The following is a 15,430-nucleotide window of genomic DNA, read 5'->3' as shown; positions in this document are numbered from 1 at the left end:
ATAACAAACGAACGAATATACGACCATCCCGGTCGTCACAATACAGTCTTGAAGACTTAAGGAAATATCATGCCCCGACCCATCCCCCTCGAACGTTATCGCAACATCGGTATCTCCGCGCATATCGATGCCGGTAAAACAACCACCACTGAGCGCATCCTGTTTTATACCGGGATGAGCCACAAGCTGGGTGAAGTACACGATGGCGCGGCAACCACCGACTGGATGGCGCAGGAGCAAGAGCGCGGTATCACCATTACCTCCGCGGCGGTCAGCTGCTTCTGGCCGGGTATGGACCGGGGGTTTGAGCCGCACCGGATCAACATCATCGACACTCCGGGGCACGTGGATTTCACCATAGAGGTGGAACGTTCCATGCGCGTGCTCGATGGTGCCGTGATGGTGTATGACTCCGTAGGCGGCGTGCAGCCGCAGTCGGAAACCGTCTGGCGTCAGGCGAACAAATACAAGGTTCCACGCATTGCGTTCGTCAACAAAATGGACCGTCCGGGTGCCGATTTCTTCCGCGTCGTGCGGATGATGCAGGAACGCCTGAAGGCCAATCCGGTGCCGATTGTGATCCCGGTTGGCGCAGAAGAACATTTCACCGGCGTGGTGGATCTCATCAAGATGCGCACCATTCTGTGGGACGATGCCACTCAGGGCATGGCGTTTAACTATGCGCCGGTACCTGACGATCTGCTCAGTACCGCGCAAGAGTGGCGCGAAAAAATGGTCTCTGCGGCGGCGGAAGCAAGCGATCAACTGATGGATAAGTACCTGGAAACGGGCAATCTTGATGAAGCTGAAATCATTAAGGGGCTGCGTATTCGCACCATTGCCGGTGAAATCCAGCCGATGCTGTGCGGCAGCGCCTTCAAAAATAAAGGCGTGCAGCGCATGCTGGATGCCGTGATCGAACTGATGCCGTCGCCGCTGGACGTGCCGGCCATTGACGGCGTGGATGAAAAAGGACAGCACGCGGAGCGTCATCCGAGTGATGACGAACCGTTCTCGGCGCTGGCGTTCAAACTGATGAGCGACCCGTACGTCGGGCAACTGACCTTTATCCGCGTCTACTCCGGCGTGCTGCGCAAAGGCGACGCAGTGTATAACCCGGTAAAAGGGAAGAAAGAGCGTATCGGGCGTATCGTGCTGATGCATGCGAACGATCGCCACGAGGTGGACGAACTGCGCGCGGGCGATATCGCGGCCTGCGTGGGTCTGAAAGATGTCACGACCGGTGACACGCTGACCGACCCAAATGCGGTCATTACGCTTGAACGCATGGAGTTCCCGGACCCGGTAATTTCTCTGGCGATCGAGCCGAAAACTAAGGCCGACCAGGAGAAAATGGGTATCGCGCTGCAGCGTCTGGCGGCGGAAGACCCGTCGTTCCGACTCCATACCGACGAGGAGTCTGGTCAGACGATTATCTCCGGGATGGGCGAGCTTCATCTGGAAATCATCGTCGACCGCATGAAGCGTGAGTTTGGCGTGGAGGCAAATATTGGTCGTCCACAGGTAACGTACCGTGAAACCCTGCGTAAAGCGGTGAAGGACATCGAAGGCAAATTTGTCCGTCAGTCCGGCGGTAAAGGGCAGTACGGCCATGTGGTGCTCAGTCTTGAACCGTTAGAGCCGGGCACCGGCTTTAAGTTTGAAGATGCCACCAAGGGCGGCGTGGTGCCGCGCGAGTATATTCCTTCCGTTGAGAAAGGACTGCGTGAGGCCATGAACTCTGGGGTGCTGGCGGGATATCCGGTTGTGGATGTGAAAGCCACCCTGACGTTTGGTTCGTATCACGACGTCGACTCCTCGGAGATGGCCTTCCGCATGGCGGCGATCCTGGGCTTCAAAGAGGGTGCGCGTAAAGCGGATCCGGTCATCCTGGAGCCCGTGATGCACGTGGAGGTGGAAACGCCGGAAGAGTACGCCGGTAATATTATGGGCGATCTCTCTTCCCGTCGCGGCATGGTGCAGGGGATGGCAGAGCAGTACGGCAGCCAGATTATTCGTGCCGACGTGCCGCTCGCAGAGATGTTTGGCTATGCCACCACACTGCGTTCGATGTCCCAGGGTCGCGCGACCTATACGATGGAGTTCCATCATTTCGCGGAAGCCCCGCGGAATGTTGCGGATGAGATTATTTCGCGGCGTGCTAAGTAGTTAATTAAGTGCACATGGTAGTCGTTAGGCTACCATGTGCTTATATGACCTAAGAGATCTCTAAATATCAACACCCTGGCTTTTCATCGATTAAGTCATTTTGTAGCAGTAACGTTTCTTGAAAATTCTACCCTGGCGACTGACTGTACTTTCCAGGCTCCATTTTCTTTGACCATGCAGTCAATGACGATGTGCTCCTGCTTTTTTCCAAATGCGATATATACATTTACACATACAGGATCTGTGTCACCTGCAATTGCGGCTACATTGCTGGGCCAGTCATCGCCAATATCCTGCGCTTTTAAAAAAATATCCGCGTCATAAAAGTCATCATCAGCGTAGTTAGGATCCTGAGCATGACGCAGTTTTTTCATTGTGGATGCAGTGACAAATTTATCGATCTCGCGGCTGTCAGTTATTGGAAAGGCATCCTTGCTAATTTGATTAACATACCATTTATTGAAATTAACAGCCTGTTGAACGGGATCGTTCTGGTGCGCCAACGCTGAGCAGGAGCCCAGAAGTAAAATCAATAAGGCTTTTTTCATATTAGTTGTGCCTGTAAATAGTTATTTTGGGTTGGAGCTTTCGATATGTTGACCCAGGATAGAGGCTGTTTTGTTTGAAATCAGAATACCAGGTTCCAGAACCATCATAAATGCATGCGTGTCCGTTCTGGTGTGGGCCGGGGAGTGCGTCAATAACAGCAACATCACCCTCAATGGGGGTGCCGTAAGTTTTTGTGAATCCGGCTTTCTCAAGAGAACGCCAGAAATCTTTGGCATCAGCTCCTTCAATTTTCAAGCCTCCGGCACGGATCGCTGCGGCCACTGCGCGGGCACAATAACCAGAGCTTTTTTGATGTGCGTGACTGCGGGCGTATGAAACGGCTTCCCTTTTATTCCATGACATAGATATTTCCTTAGTGTGAGCATTGCTAATGCAATAACTGCAGAATATCCTTCGTTTTATTTCGCCGTGGTAAACATAAAATGCCATGGAAAATATTTATATTTCAGTACGATATGATTTACGAAATCAATCCAACGCCTTCACCATCTTCCCACTCGCCACAAACGTCCCGGCACCAAGGTGATGCAGCGTATTCAGCTTATCCCCGTCAAACTGCCAGCGGCCAGCGACAAACGCGCGTTCGTCTGCTGCTGCTGAAACCACTTCACCAAACAGGGTGTCATATTTTTCTGCCGCAGAAGTTACAGGTAATAACCGGCACTCCATCCACGCCAGACATTTTTCTTCAATAACCGGCAGGCCAAGTTCAGGGCCGTTCACGACCGGGATCCCATAGCAGTTGAATTTGTCTTCATCGCGCCCGCTGACGCTACCGACCGCGTAAGTCCAGTTGGTCGCTGCCACGCCGGGGATGACGATGCCAAATTTCCCGCTGCGCTCAATCAGCTCACGTGACCAGGTACTTTTATCCACGACGATCGCGATGCGCGGCGGTTCAAACTCAACGGGCATTGACCATGCGGCGGCCATCACGTTGCGTCTGTCGAGGCTTTCATCCCGACTGGTGATAAGCACAGTCGGACCGTGGTTCAGCAGACGGCTGGCATGACGTAATTCAACAGGGCGAAAGTGGTTCATAGAGGCTCCTTATTTACTTTGATGAGTATGACGAAAAAGCACGTAAATCAAAGTGGGCGCATAAAATTAGTTTATAAACAAAACATCGCAATCAAAGGAAACTGATTAATGTCCCCATTTCTGACCGCCTATTTCGCTCGCATCGGCTGGACGCAACCAACCGCTGTTGATATCGACACGCTGCGCGCGCTGCATTTACACCACAACGGCGCGATCCCGTTTGAAAATATTGATGTCGTTCTGCCGCGAGAGATCCACCTTGAGGATCAGAATCTGGTCGACAAGCTGGTCTCCGCGCGCCGCGGAGGCTATTGCTTTGAGCAAAACGGCCTGTTCGAACGCGTATTGCGCGAAGTTGGCTTTACGGTACGCAGCGTGCTGGGGCGCGTCGTTCTGGCGAATCCGCCGCAAATGCCGCCGCGCACGCATCGCCTGCTGCTGGTGGAGCTTAACGGTGAGCGCTGGATTGCCGACGTAGGGTTTGGCGGCCAGACGTTGACTGCGCCGATTCGTTTGCTTGCCAATGAAGAACAAGAGACGCCGCACGGGCTGTATCGTCTGCTGAGTGAGGGTAACGACTGGGTACTGCAGTTCCGCCACCACGAGCACTGGCAGTCGATGTATCAGTTTGACCTGACGACGCAGTATTTCAGCGATTACGTGATGGGGAATTTCTGGTCGGCGCACTGGCCGCAGTCGCATTTCCGCCACCATCTGCTGATGTGTCGTCATCTGCCGGATGGCGGCAAACTGACGCTAACCAACTTCAACTTTACCCACTGGCAAAATGGCCATGTGGAGGAGCAGATCCATTTGCCGGACGCTGAAGCGCTTTACCGACTGATGCAGGAACGCTTTGGACTGGGCGTTGACGATGCAAAACACGGATTTTCACTGGCTGAGCTCAAGGCCGTGATGGCGGGTTTTGAAACGCAGGGAAAATAACTCACTTCATTATCGGCCGCGAAACTCGCGTCGATAGCGGGAAGGTGAGGTATTGAGCAGATTGTGAAAGTGACGGCGTAAAGAGGTCGTCGAGGGAAAACCGACGCGCTCGGCAATGTCATCCACAGGCTGGTCGGTTTTTTCGAGATAGCGCTGTGCGACGATGATGCGCTGGTTGAGTAGCCAGCGCGAAAAACTTTCCCCCGTGGTTTGCTGGAACCGCCGGGTAAAACTGCGTCGGCTCATGCAGGCTTTCTCCGCCACGCAGTCCAGCGTGAGTGCGAGCTGGAGATTCTCCGTCGCCCAAGCCAGCGCATCGGTGAAATAATCCCCGCGACGCGTATTCTGAACCGGCAGCTCGACATACTGTCGCTGCCCGCCCTGGCGGTGCGGCGGTACAACCAATAAGCGCGCCACGCCGTTTGCCACTTCGGCACCCCAAGCCTGACGCACCAGATGCAGGCAGCAGTCAATACTCGCCGCCGTTCCGGCGGAAGTGACAATGTCACCATCATCTATATAAAGCACGTCTTTATCCATTTGCACGGAGGGAAAGAGGCGCTGAAAATCAGCCGCCCATCGCCAGTGCGTTGTCGCAGGACGATGTTCCAGTAACCCGGCGGCGGCAACCACAAATGCGCCCATGCACAAACCCACAATGCGTGCACCCGCAGCATGGGCCTTTTGCAGCGCCAGCAGGAGGTCGGGATCCGGGGCTCGCTCGGGAACATCCCAGCTTGGGACGATCACCATATCCATTCCGGCCAACGCATCGAGCCCGCGCTCCACAACGATAGAAAAACCGGCATTGGTCTTCAGTACGCCGGGCGTCGTGGCGCAAACAACCAGCTGATAAAGGGGCTCGCCTTGTGGTGTGAGTGCTTTCTCAAACACGGCATACGGCACCGAAAGGTGAAAAGGGATGATGCCATCAAATACCACAATACCAATTTTCAACGTCATAAAAGCCTCCATGTGCCAGCCAGTATAGAAGTCTGGCTGGCGACAGGGATCAAGTCCGGTCTTATTTTGTGACCGGAAGTGCCATAACGTCTTTGGTGGACATTACCTCAGCGAATACATCGGCCACACCGGCTAATGCCGTCCGCTGCAGCGTTTTGTGATCCACCACGCCGCCCTTGCCGTCATCCAGATCGCGCGTTGCCGTTGCATCTTCAGGAATAATCACGCTGTAACCCAGCGGTACAGCGTCACGTGCGGTGGACGAAATGCACATGTGCGTCATCAGGCCAATCACAATCACCTTTTTAATCCCTTTTTTCTTTAATTGCGCATCCAGATCGGTGCCAACAAAAGCGCTCGGGGTCGCTTTGGTGATAATGGCGTCTTGCGCAGAAGGTTGCAGATCTTTATGGAACTGCGCATAAACAGATCCTTCGGCAAACAGCGGGCTGTCTTTCGGCCCCATATGGCGAACGAAGTAGACCGGCATCCCTTTTTGATGGGCATAGCTGACCAGTTTTTGACTGTTTTTCAGCACGTTTTCACCATCCGGGATCACCATCTGACCGCGAAAATATTTTGATGCGTAATATTCGTTTTGAATATCCACCACGATTAACGCGGTTTCAGACGCCGATAAGGATGGGGTAGCTTCTGCGCCCGTCATTGCGCGAATGGTTTTGGTATTCATGCGGGTTGTCTCCTGCGCGGTAGCATAAGTGGAAAATGCGCTCATCATGCCGATCATCACTGCCGTACGAAAAAATGCTTTCATCACGATAACTCCCTCTGTGTTGTGTTCGGGAGCCATTATTCCTCACCGTTTCCAACGGCAGGAGTGATCTGAAGAACCAATAACGGTACTTTTGGGCCATTATGAGGCGATATTCAGTGGTGGAATTTTCTTCTGCAAAACGGCATGCTTCAGTCTTAATCGCCCGGTGGCGGCTACGCCTTACCGGGCCTACAGCCCACGCGGCGGCATTACTCGAAGGCAGGTTGATATGGAAATCGTATTACGAAATAAATTCAGTTCATTGGGAATGTTTTTGGGGGGAATTGCACTCATTCTCTCAATCTTTCAGTTTTCATTCGGACCGTTTTCTCCAAAGCCGCCAGCGCTTGAGGTTATTGTTGCTGAGAAAGTTTCGGCTGTAAAACAAGGGGTAATTGCGGGGTTAAAGGGAGAGCGTCCTGCTGCCCGAACCGAAAAAACGACGGTTGATATCGACAGCATTATTCTTAACGCCGGGATTATACTCGCTGTTGTGGCACTGGGACTTTCGTTCATCGGAAGAATGTGCAAGGAGAGCCGTTGGGGTATCTCTGGGGCACTTCTATTCTCAGGCCTAACGCTGACCTTTCATGCTATGCTGCTTGCGTTCGGGCTGATCGTCGCAGTGTTGTTGCTGTTATTTATTCTCTCTCTGGTAACCGGAGGTTCCGTCGGTTGATTATAGCCCGGTGGCGGCTACGCTTTACCGGGCCAGGAGGAACCTGAACGTAGGTCGGGTAAGGCGTAGCCGCCACCCGACAAAATCAACGACGCGATCTCACCACCTGATACCGACGGGTAAAATACTCAAACGGCGCGCTCCACACGTGCACCAGACGGGTGAACGGGAAGATCAGGAAGATTGTCATCCCGAGCACCAGATGGATGCGGAAGATCGGCGCCACGCCGCTCAGCATTTCTGATGAGCCTCCCTTAAACGTCACGATCCCCTGCGCCCAGCCGACCAGCTTCATCATCTCACTCCCGTCAGGATATTGTGCGGAGAAGGGGATGGTGGTCAGGCCCAGGATGCACTGAATCAGCAAAATGCTCATGATGATGATATCCGGCGTGGTGGAGGTGGCGCGCACGCGCTGATTGAACAGGCGGCGGTAAAGCAGCATAGAACCGCCAATCAGCGTCAATACGCCACAAACCCCACCCGCCATCATGGCCAGCTGCTGTTTAACCGCGACGGGTAAAAACCAGGCGTACATCCAGTGCGGGGTTAACATGCCGAACAGGTGTCCGAAGAAAATCCCCAGGATCCCGATATGAAACAGGTTAGAGCCCCAGTTCATGCCGCGTTTACTGAGCATCTGGCTCGACGAGGCGCGCCAGGTGTACTGCCCGTAGTCGTAGCGCAACCAGCTGCCGAGGAAAAAGACGGTGGCACAGATGTACGGGTAAATGTCATAGAAAAACACGTTCAGGTAGTGTGTCATTTTGGGCCTCCGGCGCTGACGTCCACGTACTGCGGCGCGACGTCCTGGCTAAAGCGTCGTTGATATTGCTGCATCGGCGAGCTGTCGCACGATGTGGCGTTGTCTTCGATAAACTTCACCTGTTCCTCTTCCCAGACGGCGTCCAGCGCCTGGCGGGTATCATCCCGTTTTTCACTGGACACCTGTGTCGCCACGCTGTCGCTGGAAAGCCGCGTACCCGCCAGCGCCAGCAGGGCGTCAAATAGCTGGTAATGCGCCACGCCGCGCTGCTTCAGACGTCCCCCAATCAGCGCCAGGATCGGCGCGACGTTTTGTAATCCTTCGCGAGCTTCATCGTCGGTGACGATGCTGAGGTATTCCAGGTAGAGCGGCAGATAGTCCGGCAGCTCACGACAGTCGAGCTGTAGCCCGGCTTTCTCGTACTGGCTCATCAGGTCGACCATCGCCTGACCGCGATCGCGGGACTCAGCATGAACGTGCTCGAACAGCAGCAGCGACGTTGCGCGACCGCGCTCAAAAACCTCGCACCATTCGGCCTGTTTATCCAGCAGTGGGGCGTTCAGATGCTGCCGGGTAAACGGCAGCAGCGTGGGCGCGTCCTGCTCAATCAACGAAAGCGCTTCATCACGGCTATCCCACAGGGTCTCATCGGGATATTCGATCAGCAGCGCGATGATTTTGAGGATTTGCATTATTCTCCCTCCCCGTGTTCGCGTACCTCGGTGATGTTGATCGCGTCGATGCGGCTGCTGTTGAAGAGGTTGAATTTGGTGTCGGAGCCGTGGCAGCCGTCGCCAAAGGTGAAGCCGCAGCCGTTTTTCTCCGGGAAAGCGTCGCGCGCCATTTCACGGTGACTGGTCGGGATCACGAAGCGATCTTCGTAATTGGCAATGGCCAGATAACGATACATCTCTTCAACCTGCGCTTCGGTCAGGCCCACTTCTTCAATGGCGCGGGTATCGGTCACGCCTTCCACGGTCTGGGAACGTTTGTAGTGGCGCATCGCCATCATGCGCTTCAGGGCGCGCAGCACCGGGCCGGTATCGCCCGCGCTGAGCATGTTTGCCAGGTACTGCACCGGAATGCGCAGGCTTTCCACGGCAGGCAGGACGCCGTCGCTCTGCGGCAGGCCGCCCGCATCGGCGTAGGACTGAATCGGCGACAGCGGCGGCACGTACCAGACCATCGGCAGGGTGCGGTACTCCGGATGTAGCGGCAGGGCCAGCTTCCAGTCCATCGCCATTTTATAGACCGGCGAGCGCTGGGCGGCGTCAATCACGTTCTGCGGAATACCCTGTTTCAGCGCTTCTTCAATCACCGCCGGATCGTTTGGATTCAGGAACACGTCGCACTGGCGCTCGTACAGATCGGTTTCATGCTCGGTGCTGGCCGCCTCTTCAATGCGGTCCGCGTCATACAGCAGCACGCCGAGGTAGCGGATGCGCCCGACGCAGGTTTCCGAGCAGACGGTCGGCTGGCCGGATTCAATGCGCGGATAGCAGAAGATGCATTTTTCTGATTTGCCGCTTTTCCAGTTGAAGTAGATTTTCTTGTACGGACAGCCGCTGATGCACAGACGCCAGCCGCGGCATTTATCCTGGTCGATCAGCACAATGCCGTCCTCTTCACGCTTGTAAATCGCGCCGCTCGGGCAGGTGGCGGCACAGCTAGGGTTCAGGCAGTGCTCGCACAGGCGCGGCAGGTACATCATGAAGGTGTTTTCAAACTGGCCGTACATCTCTTTCTGCATCTTCTGGAAGTTGCGGTCGCGGGCGCGTTTTTCGAACTCGCCGCCCAGCAGCTCTTCCCAGTTGGGCCCCCAGACGATTTTGTCCATCCGCTTGCCGTCAATCAGCGAGCGCGGACGGGCGGTAGGGAGATGATCGCCCTCCGGGGCGCGGTGGAGATCCTGATAGTCAAAGGTGAAGGGCTCGTAATAATCGTCAATCTGCGGCAGGACTGGGTTGGCGAAAATTTTCGACAGCACGCCCATTTTGCCGCCGAGGCGCGGCGTTAGCTTGCCGTGAATGCCGCGAATCCAGCCGCCTTGCCACTCCTCCTGATCTTCCCAGTTTTTCGGGTAGCCGATCCCCGGTTTGGTTTCGACGTTGTTAAACCACGCATATTCCATGCCTTCACGCCCGGTCCAGACGTTCTTACAGGTGACCGAGCAGGTGTGGCAGCCAATGCATTTATCGAGGTTCAGAACCATGCCAACCTGTGAGCGTATTTTCATTTTTTCGCCTCCTGTACCTGATCCCGACCTTCGCCATCCAGCCAGTTAATGTTTTTCATTTTGCGGATCATGATGAACTCGTCGCGGTTGGAGCCGACGGTGCCGTAATAGTTGAAGCTGTACGCCAGCTGCGCGTAACCGCCAATCATGTGCGTCGGTTTAGGGCAGACGCGGGTTACCGAGTTGTGGATCCCGCCGCGCCGTCCGGTTACCTCTGAACCCGGAATGTTCAGGATGCGCTCCTGGGCGTGGTACATCATGGTCATGCCCGGCGGCACGCGCTGGCTGACCACCGCGCGGGCGGTGAGGGCACCGTTGGCGTTGAAGGCTTCAATCCAGTCGTTGTCCTCAATGCCCAGCTCGCAGGCGTCGATTTCGCTGATCCAGACAATCGGCCCGCCGCGCGACAGGGTTTGCATCAGCAGGTTTTCGCTGTAGGTGGAGTGGATGCCCCATTTCTGGTGCGGCGTCAGGAAGTTCAGCGCTTTTTCCGGGAAGCCGTTCGGCGGGATCTCGCGCATATGGGTAACGCTTCGGGTATCAATCGGCGGACGGTAGGCCACCAGACTCTCTCCGAAGGCGCGCATCCACGCGTGGTCCTGATAAAGCTGCTGACGACCGGAAAGGGTACGCCACGGGATCAGCTCGTGGACGTTGGTGTAGCCCGCGTTGTAGGAGACATGCTCGCTCTCAAGTCCGGACCAGGTCGGGCTGGAGATGATTTTGCGCGGCTGCGCCTGGATATCGCGGAAGCGGATCTTCTCGTCTTCTTTGTTCAGCGCCAGATGGGTGTGATCGCGCCCGGTCAGTTCACCGAGCGCTTCCCAGGCTTTCACCGCCACCTGACCGTTGGTTTCTGGTGCCAGAGCGAGGATCACCTCGGAGGCGTCAATAGCAGTTTCAATGCGCGGCCGGCCTTTCGCCGGGCCCTCGAGCTTGACGTAGTTCAGCTTGCCGAGGAAATCGACCTCGTTCTGCGTGTTCCATGAAATGCCTTTTCCGCCGTTGCCGAGCTTATCCATCAGCGGACCGAGAGAGGTGAAGCGTTCGTAGGTTTCCGGGTAGTTACGCTCGACGACCGCAATGTTCGGCGCGGTTATGCCGGGGATCAGATCGCATTCGCCTTTGCGCCAGTCCTGAATATCAAACGGCTGGGAGAGCTCCGCCGGAGAGTCGTGCTGCAGCGGCTGCAGCACCACGTCGGTTTCGGTGCCCAGATGCCCGACGCAGACCTCGGAGAAGACTTTGGCGATGCCTTTGTAGATCTCCCAGTCGCTGCGGGACTCCCACGCCGGGTCGACGGCGGCGGAGAGCGGATGAATAAACGGATGCATGTCCGAAGTATTCATGTCGTCTTTTTCATACCAGGTGGCGGTGGGTAGAACGATGTCCGAGAACAGACAGGTGCTGGACATGCGGAAGTCAAGCGTGACCAGCAGGTCGAGCTTGCCCTCGATGGCGGCGGTCTGCCACTCCACCTCTTCAGGCTTCACGTCATCGGTAGAGCCGAGATCCTCGCCCTGAATGCCGCTCTCGGTGCCGAGCAGGTATTTCAGCATGTACTCGTGGCCTTTCCCGGACGAGCCGAGCAGGTTAGAGCGCCAGACGAACAGGTTGCGGGGATGGTTCTTACCGTTGTCGGGCTGCTCGCAGGCGAAGCGGATATCGCCCGATTTTAACGCCTGAACGGTGTAATCCTGCGGGGACATCCCAGCGGCGTCGGCGCGCGCCTTAACGTGCAGCGGGTTAAGGTTGAGCTGCGGGGCCGACGGCAGCCAGCCCATACGCTCCGCGCGGACATTGAAGTCGATCAGGTGGCCAGTGAATTTTGAGGCGTCCGCCAGCGGGGAGAGTAACTCCTGCGCGGTCAGCTTCTCGTAGCGCCACTGGCTGGCGTGGTTGTAAAAGAAGGAAGTGCTGTTCATCTGGCGCGGCGGACGGTTCCAGTCCAGCGCGAAGGCCAGCGGCAGCCAGCCGGTTTGTGGGCGCAGCTTCTCCTGGCCGACATAGTGTGACCAGCCGCCGCCGCTCTGCCCGACGCAGCCGCAGAAGACCAGCATGTTGATCATCCCCCGGTAGTTCATGTCCATGTGGTACCAGTGGTTCACCCCGGCACCCAGAATGATCATTGAGCGACCGTGCGTTTTGTGCGCCGTATCGGCAAACTCGCGGGCGATTTTTTCTATCAGATAAGCGGGTACGCCGGTAATCTGCTCGCCCCAGGCCGGGGTGTAGGCTTTGATTTCACCGTAGTCTGCTGCTGCGTTGTTGTCTTCCAGACCGCGATCAAGACCGTAGTTAGCCAGCACCAGATCGTAAACGCTGACCACCCGTTTCTCGCTGCCGTCGGCGAGCGTCAGGGTTTTGCTCGGCACGCGGCGCGTCAGCACCGGCTCCTGCTTCACGCTGCGGAAATGCGGATTTTCGTTGCCACCAAAGTAGGGGAAGGCGACGTCGGCAACGCTGTCGTAGGTAACGAGCAAAGAAAGCGTCAGTTCGGTTTCGTGGCCCGCCGCCTGCGGCTCCAGATTCCATTTGCCTTTTTCTCCCCAGCGGAAACCAATCGATCCGTTTGGCACCACCAGGTTCCCGGCAATGTCAAAGGCGACGGTCTTCCATTCCGGGTTATTGGCTTCACCCAGCCCGTCGACAAGGTCCGAGGCGCGCAGCATTCGTCCCGGCACCACGCGACCGTCCTCCTGCTCGTCCAGCATCACCAGCATCGGCATGTCGGTATAGCGGCGACAGTAGTTGAGGAAGTAGTCGCTGGGGTTATCGAGGTGAAACTCTTTGAGGATCACGTGGCCCATCGCCATAGCGAGGGCGCTGTCGGTGCCCTGTTTGGGGGCCAGCCACTGGTCGCTCAGCTTCGCCACCTCCGAGAAGTCCGGCGTGATGGCGACGGTTTTGGTGCCTTTGTAGCGCACCTCGGTGAAGAAGTGGGCGTCTGGGGTACGGGTCTGCGGCACGTTCGAGCCCCAGGCAATGATATAGCTGGAGTTGTACCAGTCGGCGGACTCCGGCACGTCGGTCTGCTCGCCCCAGGTCATCGGCGAAGCCGGAGGCAGGTCGCAGTACCAGTCATAGAAGCTCAGGCAGGTACCGCCCAGTAGCGAAAGATAGCGCGTACCGGCGGCGTAGGAGACCATCGACATTGCTGGGATAGGGGAGAAACCCGCCACGCGGTCCGGGCCATAATTTTTGATGGTCCAGACGTTGGCGGCGGCGATCAGCTGGTTTAGCTCTTTCCAGTTCGAGCGGATAAATCCGCCGTGTCCGCGAGCCTGCCGGTAGCTCTGCGCTTTTTGCGGATCGCTCTGGATGGCGTCCCACGCCAGCACCGGATCGTGATGCTGGGCCAGCGCCTCGCGCCAGAGCTCAATTAACGTGCGGCGCACCAGCGGGTATTTAAGACGGTTGGCGCTGTAGAGATACCAGGAGTAGCTCGCCCCGCGCGGGCAGCCGCGCGGTTCATGGTTGGGCAGGTCGGGGCGGGTGCGCGGATAGTCGGTCTGCTGGGTTTCCCAGGTCACCAGACCGTTTTTGACGTAAATCTTCCAGCTGCAGGAGCCGGTACAGTTTACGCCGTGGGTGGAGCGCACAATTTTGTCGAACTGCCAGCGCTGACGGTAGCTGTCCTCCCAGTCGCGGTTGGTGTGGTATACCTGCCCGTGCCCGTTGGCGAAGCTGTCCCCCTTTGTTTTGAAATAACGAAAGCGATCCAACAGTTTGCTCATGACATTTCTCCTGCTTCGGACGTGTAGTTATTCTTTTTTTGCGGATTTGCGGCCATACACCAGCCAGGTAACAAGCACGCAGACAATGTAAAACACGAGGAACACCTTCATGGCGCCGACGGGCGATCCGGTCATCGCCAGCGAGGTGCCAAAGGCTTTGGGAATGAAGAACCCGCCAACGGCGCCGATAGCGGAGATAAAGCCCAGCGCGGCGGCGGTCTCCGTCACCGCTTCGTGCTGCGCCTGCTCGTCCGTGCCGCCCTGCTTTTTGACGCGGTCGAGCGTGATTTGGCGGAAAATAATCGCGATCATCTGGAAGGTGGATCCGCTGCCCAGCCCGGCGGTGAGGAACAGTCCCATAAAGACCAGATAGAACGCGACAAAGCTGCCGGAGCCAGAGCCGGGCAGCGTCAGGAAGATCAGGGCGCTAAAGACGGCCATAAAGACGAAGTTAATCAGCGTGACCCGCACGCCGCCCAGTTTGTCAGAGACCATCCCGCCCGCAGAACGGGCCAGCGCACCGATAAGTGGGCCAAAGAAGGCGAGGTGCAGGATGTTGACGTCCGGAAACTGAGTTTTTGACAGCATGGCAAACCCCGCCGAGAAGCCGATAAACGAGCCGAAGGTCGCCAGATAGAGCAGGCTCAGCAGCCAGAGGTGAAAGCGCTTCAGCACCGGGAGCTGGCTGGCAATAGAAGCCTTAGAGCTGGCAATATCGTTCATGCCAAAAAAAGCCGCAAGGGTTGCCAGAAGCAGCAGCGGCGCCCAGATCCATGCTGCATTGGCCAGCCATATCGTCGAGCCATCTTCCTGCGGCACGCCGTGCACGCCGAGGAAAGTGAACATCGGAAGAAATATCACCAAGGGTGCGACCAGCTGCATCACGCTGACGCCCAGGTTGCCGAGCCCGCCGTTAATGCCGAGCGCGCTGCCCTGTTTTGCCTTGGGGAAGAAGAAGCTGATGTTGCCCATGCTGGAGGCAAAGTTGGCACCTGCAAAGCCGCAGAGCAGGGCAATCACGATAAAGACCCAGTAAGGCGTCGCGGTGGTCTGAATGGCAATTCCCAGCCAGACGCAGGGAATAATCAGGATGACAGTACTCAATACCGTCCAGTATCGTCCGCCAAATATGGGCACCATAAACGAATAGGGGACGCGCAATATCGCGCCGGAGAGAGAAGGTAATGCCGTTAGCATAAAAAGTTGATCGGTGGTGAAATTAAATCCGACTTTATTGAGATTGACCGCGATTGCGCTAAACAGCATCCATACGCAAAAGGCCAGCAGTAAACATGCCACCGAGATCCACAGATTTCTTTGCGCGATATGTTTGCCTTTATTCTCCCAAAATTGCGCGTTTTCAGGTTTCCAGTTACTTAAAAGATGCGGGTTACTCTTTTCACTTTGTGGTGACATATCGCCCTCTTGCTTGCCATAATGGAGAGAAAAATGAAGTGAAAACAAAAAGATAAATGAGAGTGGGGACTAGAGTTTATTGGATGTTTTGGGATACATCTGAAAGGATAGATAAAAAAGCGAACCCCTGAGA

13 protein-coding genes are annotated in these 15,430 nt (G+C 56.2%); 3 read left to right on the top strand and 10 right to left on the bottom strand.

Features of this window, described 5'->3' with window-relative positions; all coding sequences use genetic code 11:
- The first annotated feature begins 69 nt into the window (after positions 1-69).
- Positions 70-2,169: an elongation factor G gene (gene fusA, locus ACOQH0_RS11870; protein WP_421510415.1), complete on the top strand. Its 2,100-nt coding sequence runs from the start codon at positions 70-72 to the stop codon at positions 2,167-2,169.
- Positions 2,170-2,264: 95 nt separating this feature from the next.
- Here the strand turns inward: fusA and ACOQH0_RS11865 are convergent, their stop codons facing one another.
- The 3 genes from ACOQH0_RS11865 to ACOQH0_RS11855 form a co-directional block, all read right to left on the bottom strand.
- Positions 2,265-2,717: a DUF3828 domain-containing protein gene (locus ACOQH0_RS11865; protein WP_421510414.1), complete on the bottom strand. Its 453-nt coding sequence runs from the start codon at positions 2,715-2,717 to the stop codon at positions 2,265-2,267.
- A gap of 1 nt (position 2,718) precedes the next feature.
- Positions 2,719-3,081, bottom strand: coding sequence for a CHAP domain-containing protein (locus tag ACOQH0_RS11860; RefSeq protein WP_421510413.1), 363 nt, complete (start codon positions 3,079-3,081; stop codon positions 2,719-2,721).
- A 126-nt stretch (positions 3,082-3,207) separates the two neighbouring features.
- A complete protein-coding gene (locus ACOQH0_RS11855; protein ID WP_421510412.1) occupies positions 3,208-3,780 on the bottom strand; it encodes a flavin reductase family protein in 573 nt (190 codons plus the stop codon).
- A gap of 108 nt (positions 3,781-3,888) precedes the next feature.
- Here ACOQH0_RS11855 and nhoA point away from each other — a divergent pair, with 108 nt between their 5' ends.
- Positions 3,889-4,725 (top strand): N-hydroxyarylamine O-acetyltransferase, encoded by an 837-nt coding sequence (nhoA, locus tag ACOQH0_RS11850; RefSeq protein WP_420986503.1) that lies wholly within the window; start codon positions 3,889-3,891, stop codon positions 4,723-4,725.
- Between the two features lie 9 nt (positions 4,726-4,734).
- On the opposite strand, the gene ACOQH0_RS11845 is transcribed toward nhoA, so the two are convergent.
- Together ACOQH0_RS11845 and ACOQH0_RS11840 are read right to left on the bottom strand one after the other, a co-directional pair.
- Positions 4,735-5,688 (bottom strand): GlxA family transcriptional regulator, encoded by a 954-nt coding sequence (locus ACOQH0_RS11845; RefSeq protein WP_089600062.1) that lies wholly within the window; start codon positions 5,686-5,688, stop codon positions 4,735-4,737.
- Between the two features lie 61 nt (positions 5,689-5,749).
- Positions 5,750-6,463: an isochorismatase family protein gene (locus ACOQH0_RS11840; RefSeq protein WP_420986505.1), complete on the bottom strand. Its 714-nt coding sequence runs from the start codon at positions 6,461-6,463 to the stop codon at positions 5,750-5,752.
- Between the two features lie 229 nt (positions 6,464-6,692).
- On the opposite strand from ACOQH0_RS11840, the gene ACOQH0_RS11835 reads away from it, so the two are divergent.
- Complete coding sequence (locus ACOQH0_RS11835) at positions 6,693-7,142, top strand: hypothetical protein (RefSeq protein ID WP_421510411.1); 450 nt, start codon at positions 6,693-6,695, stop codon at positions 7,140-7,142.
- An 85-nt stretch (positions 7,143-7,227) separates the two neighbouring features.
- Here ACOQH0_RS11835 and narI read toward each other — a convergent pair whose 3' ends face one another.
- The 5 genes from narI to ACOQH0_RS11810 are packed head-to-tail and all read right to left on the bottom strand — an operon-like array spanning position 7,228 to position 15,297.
- Positions 7,228-7,908 carry a respiratory nitrate reductase subunit gamma gene (gene narI / locus ACOQH0_RS11830; RefSeq protein WP_047348394.1) on the bottom strand — a complete coding sequence of 227 codons (681 nt, stop codon included), beginning with the start codon at positions 7,906-7,908 and terminating at the stop codon, positions 7,228-7,230.
- Entirely contained in the window at positions 7,905-8,600 is a 696-nt protein-coding gene (gene narW / locus ACOQH0_RS11825) for a nitrate reductase molybdenum cofactor assembly chaperone (protein ID WP_421510410.1), read from the bottom strand. Before narW ends, narI begins: the two co-directional genes overlap by 4 nt.
- Complete coding sequence (gene narH / locus ACOQH0_RS11820; protein WP_421510409.1) at positions 8,600-10,144, bottom strand: nitrate reductase subunit beta; 1,545 nt, start codon at positions 10,142-10,144, stop codon at positions 8,600-8,602. Before narH ends, narW begins: the two co-directional genes overlap by 1 nt.
- The gene (locus tag ACOQH0_RS11815) at positions 10,141-13,881 is read right to left on the bottom strand and encodes a nitrate reductase subunit alpha (protein WP_421510408.1); all 3,741 of its coding nucleotides are present in this window, start codon (positions 13,879-13,881) and stop codon (positions 10,141-10,143) included. Before ACOQH0_RS11815 ends, narH begins: the two co-directional genes overlap by 4 nt.
- A gap of 27 nt (positions 13,882-13,908) precedes the next feature.
- Positions 13,909-15,297, bottom strand: coding sequence for a NarK family nitrate/nitrite MFS transporter (locus ACOQH0_RS11810; RefSeq protein ID WP_421510407.1), 1,389 nt, complete (start codon positions 15,295-15,297; stop codon positions 13,909-13,911).
- Positions 15,298-15,430 lie beyond the last annotated feature (133 nt).

It is taken from the genome of Enterobacter sp. JS8-1 (assembly GCF_049187015.1).
GTDB classification, from domain to species: domain Bacteria; phylum Pseudomonadota; class Gammaproteobacteria; order Enterobacterales; family Enterobacteriaceae; genus Enterobacter; species Enterobacter mori.
This window is presented reverse-complemented; position numbering and strand designations above follow the sequence as displayed.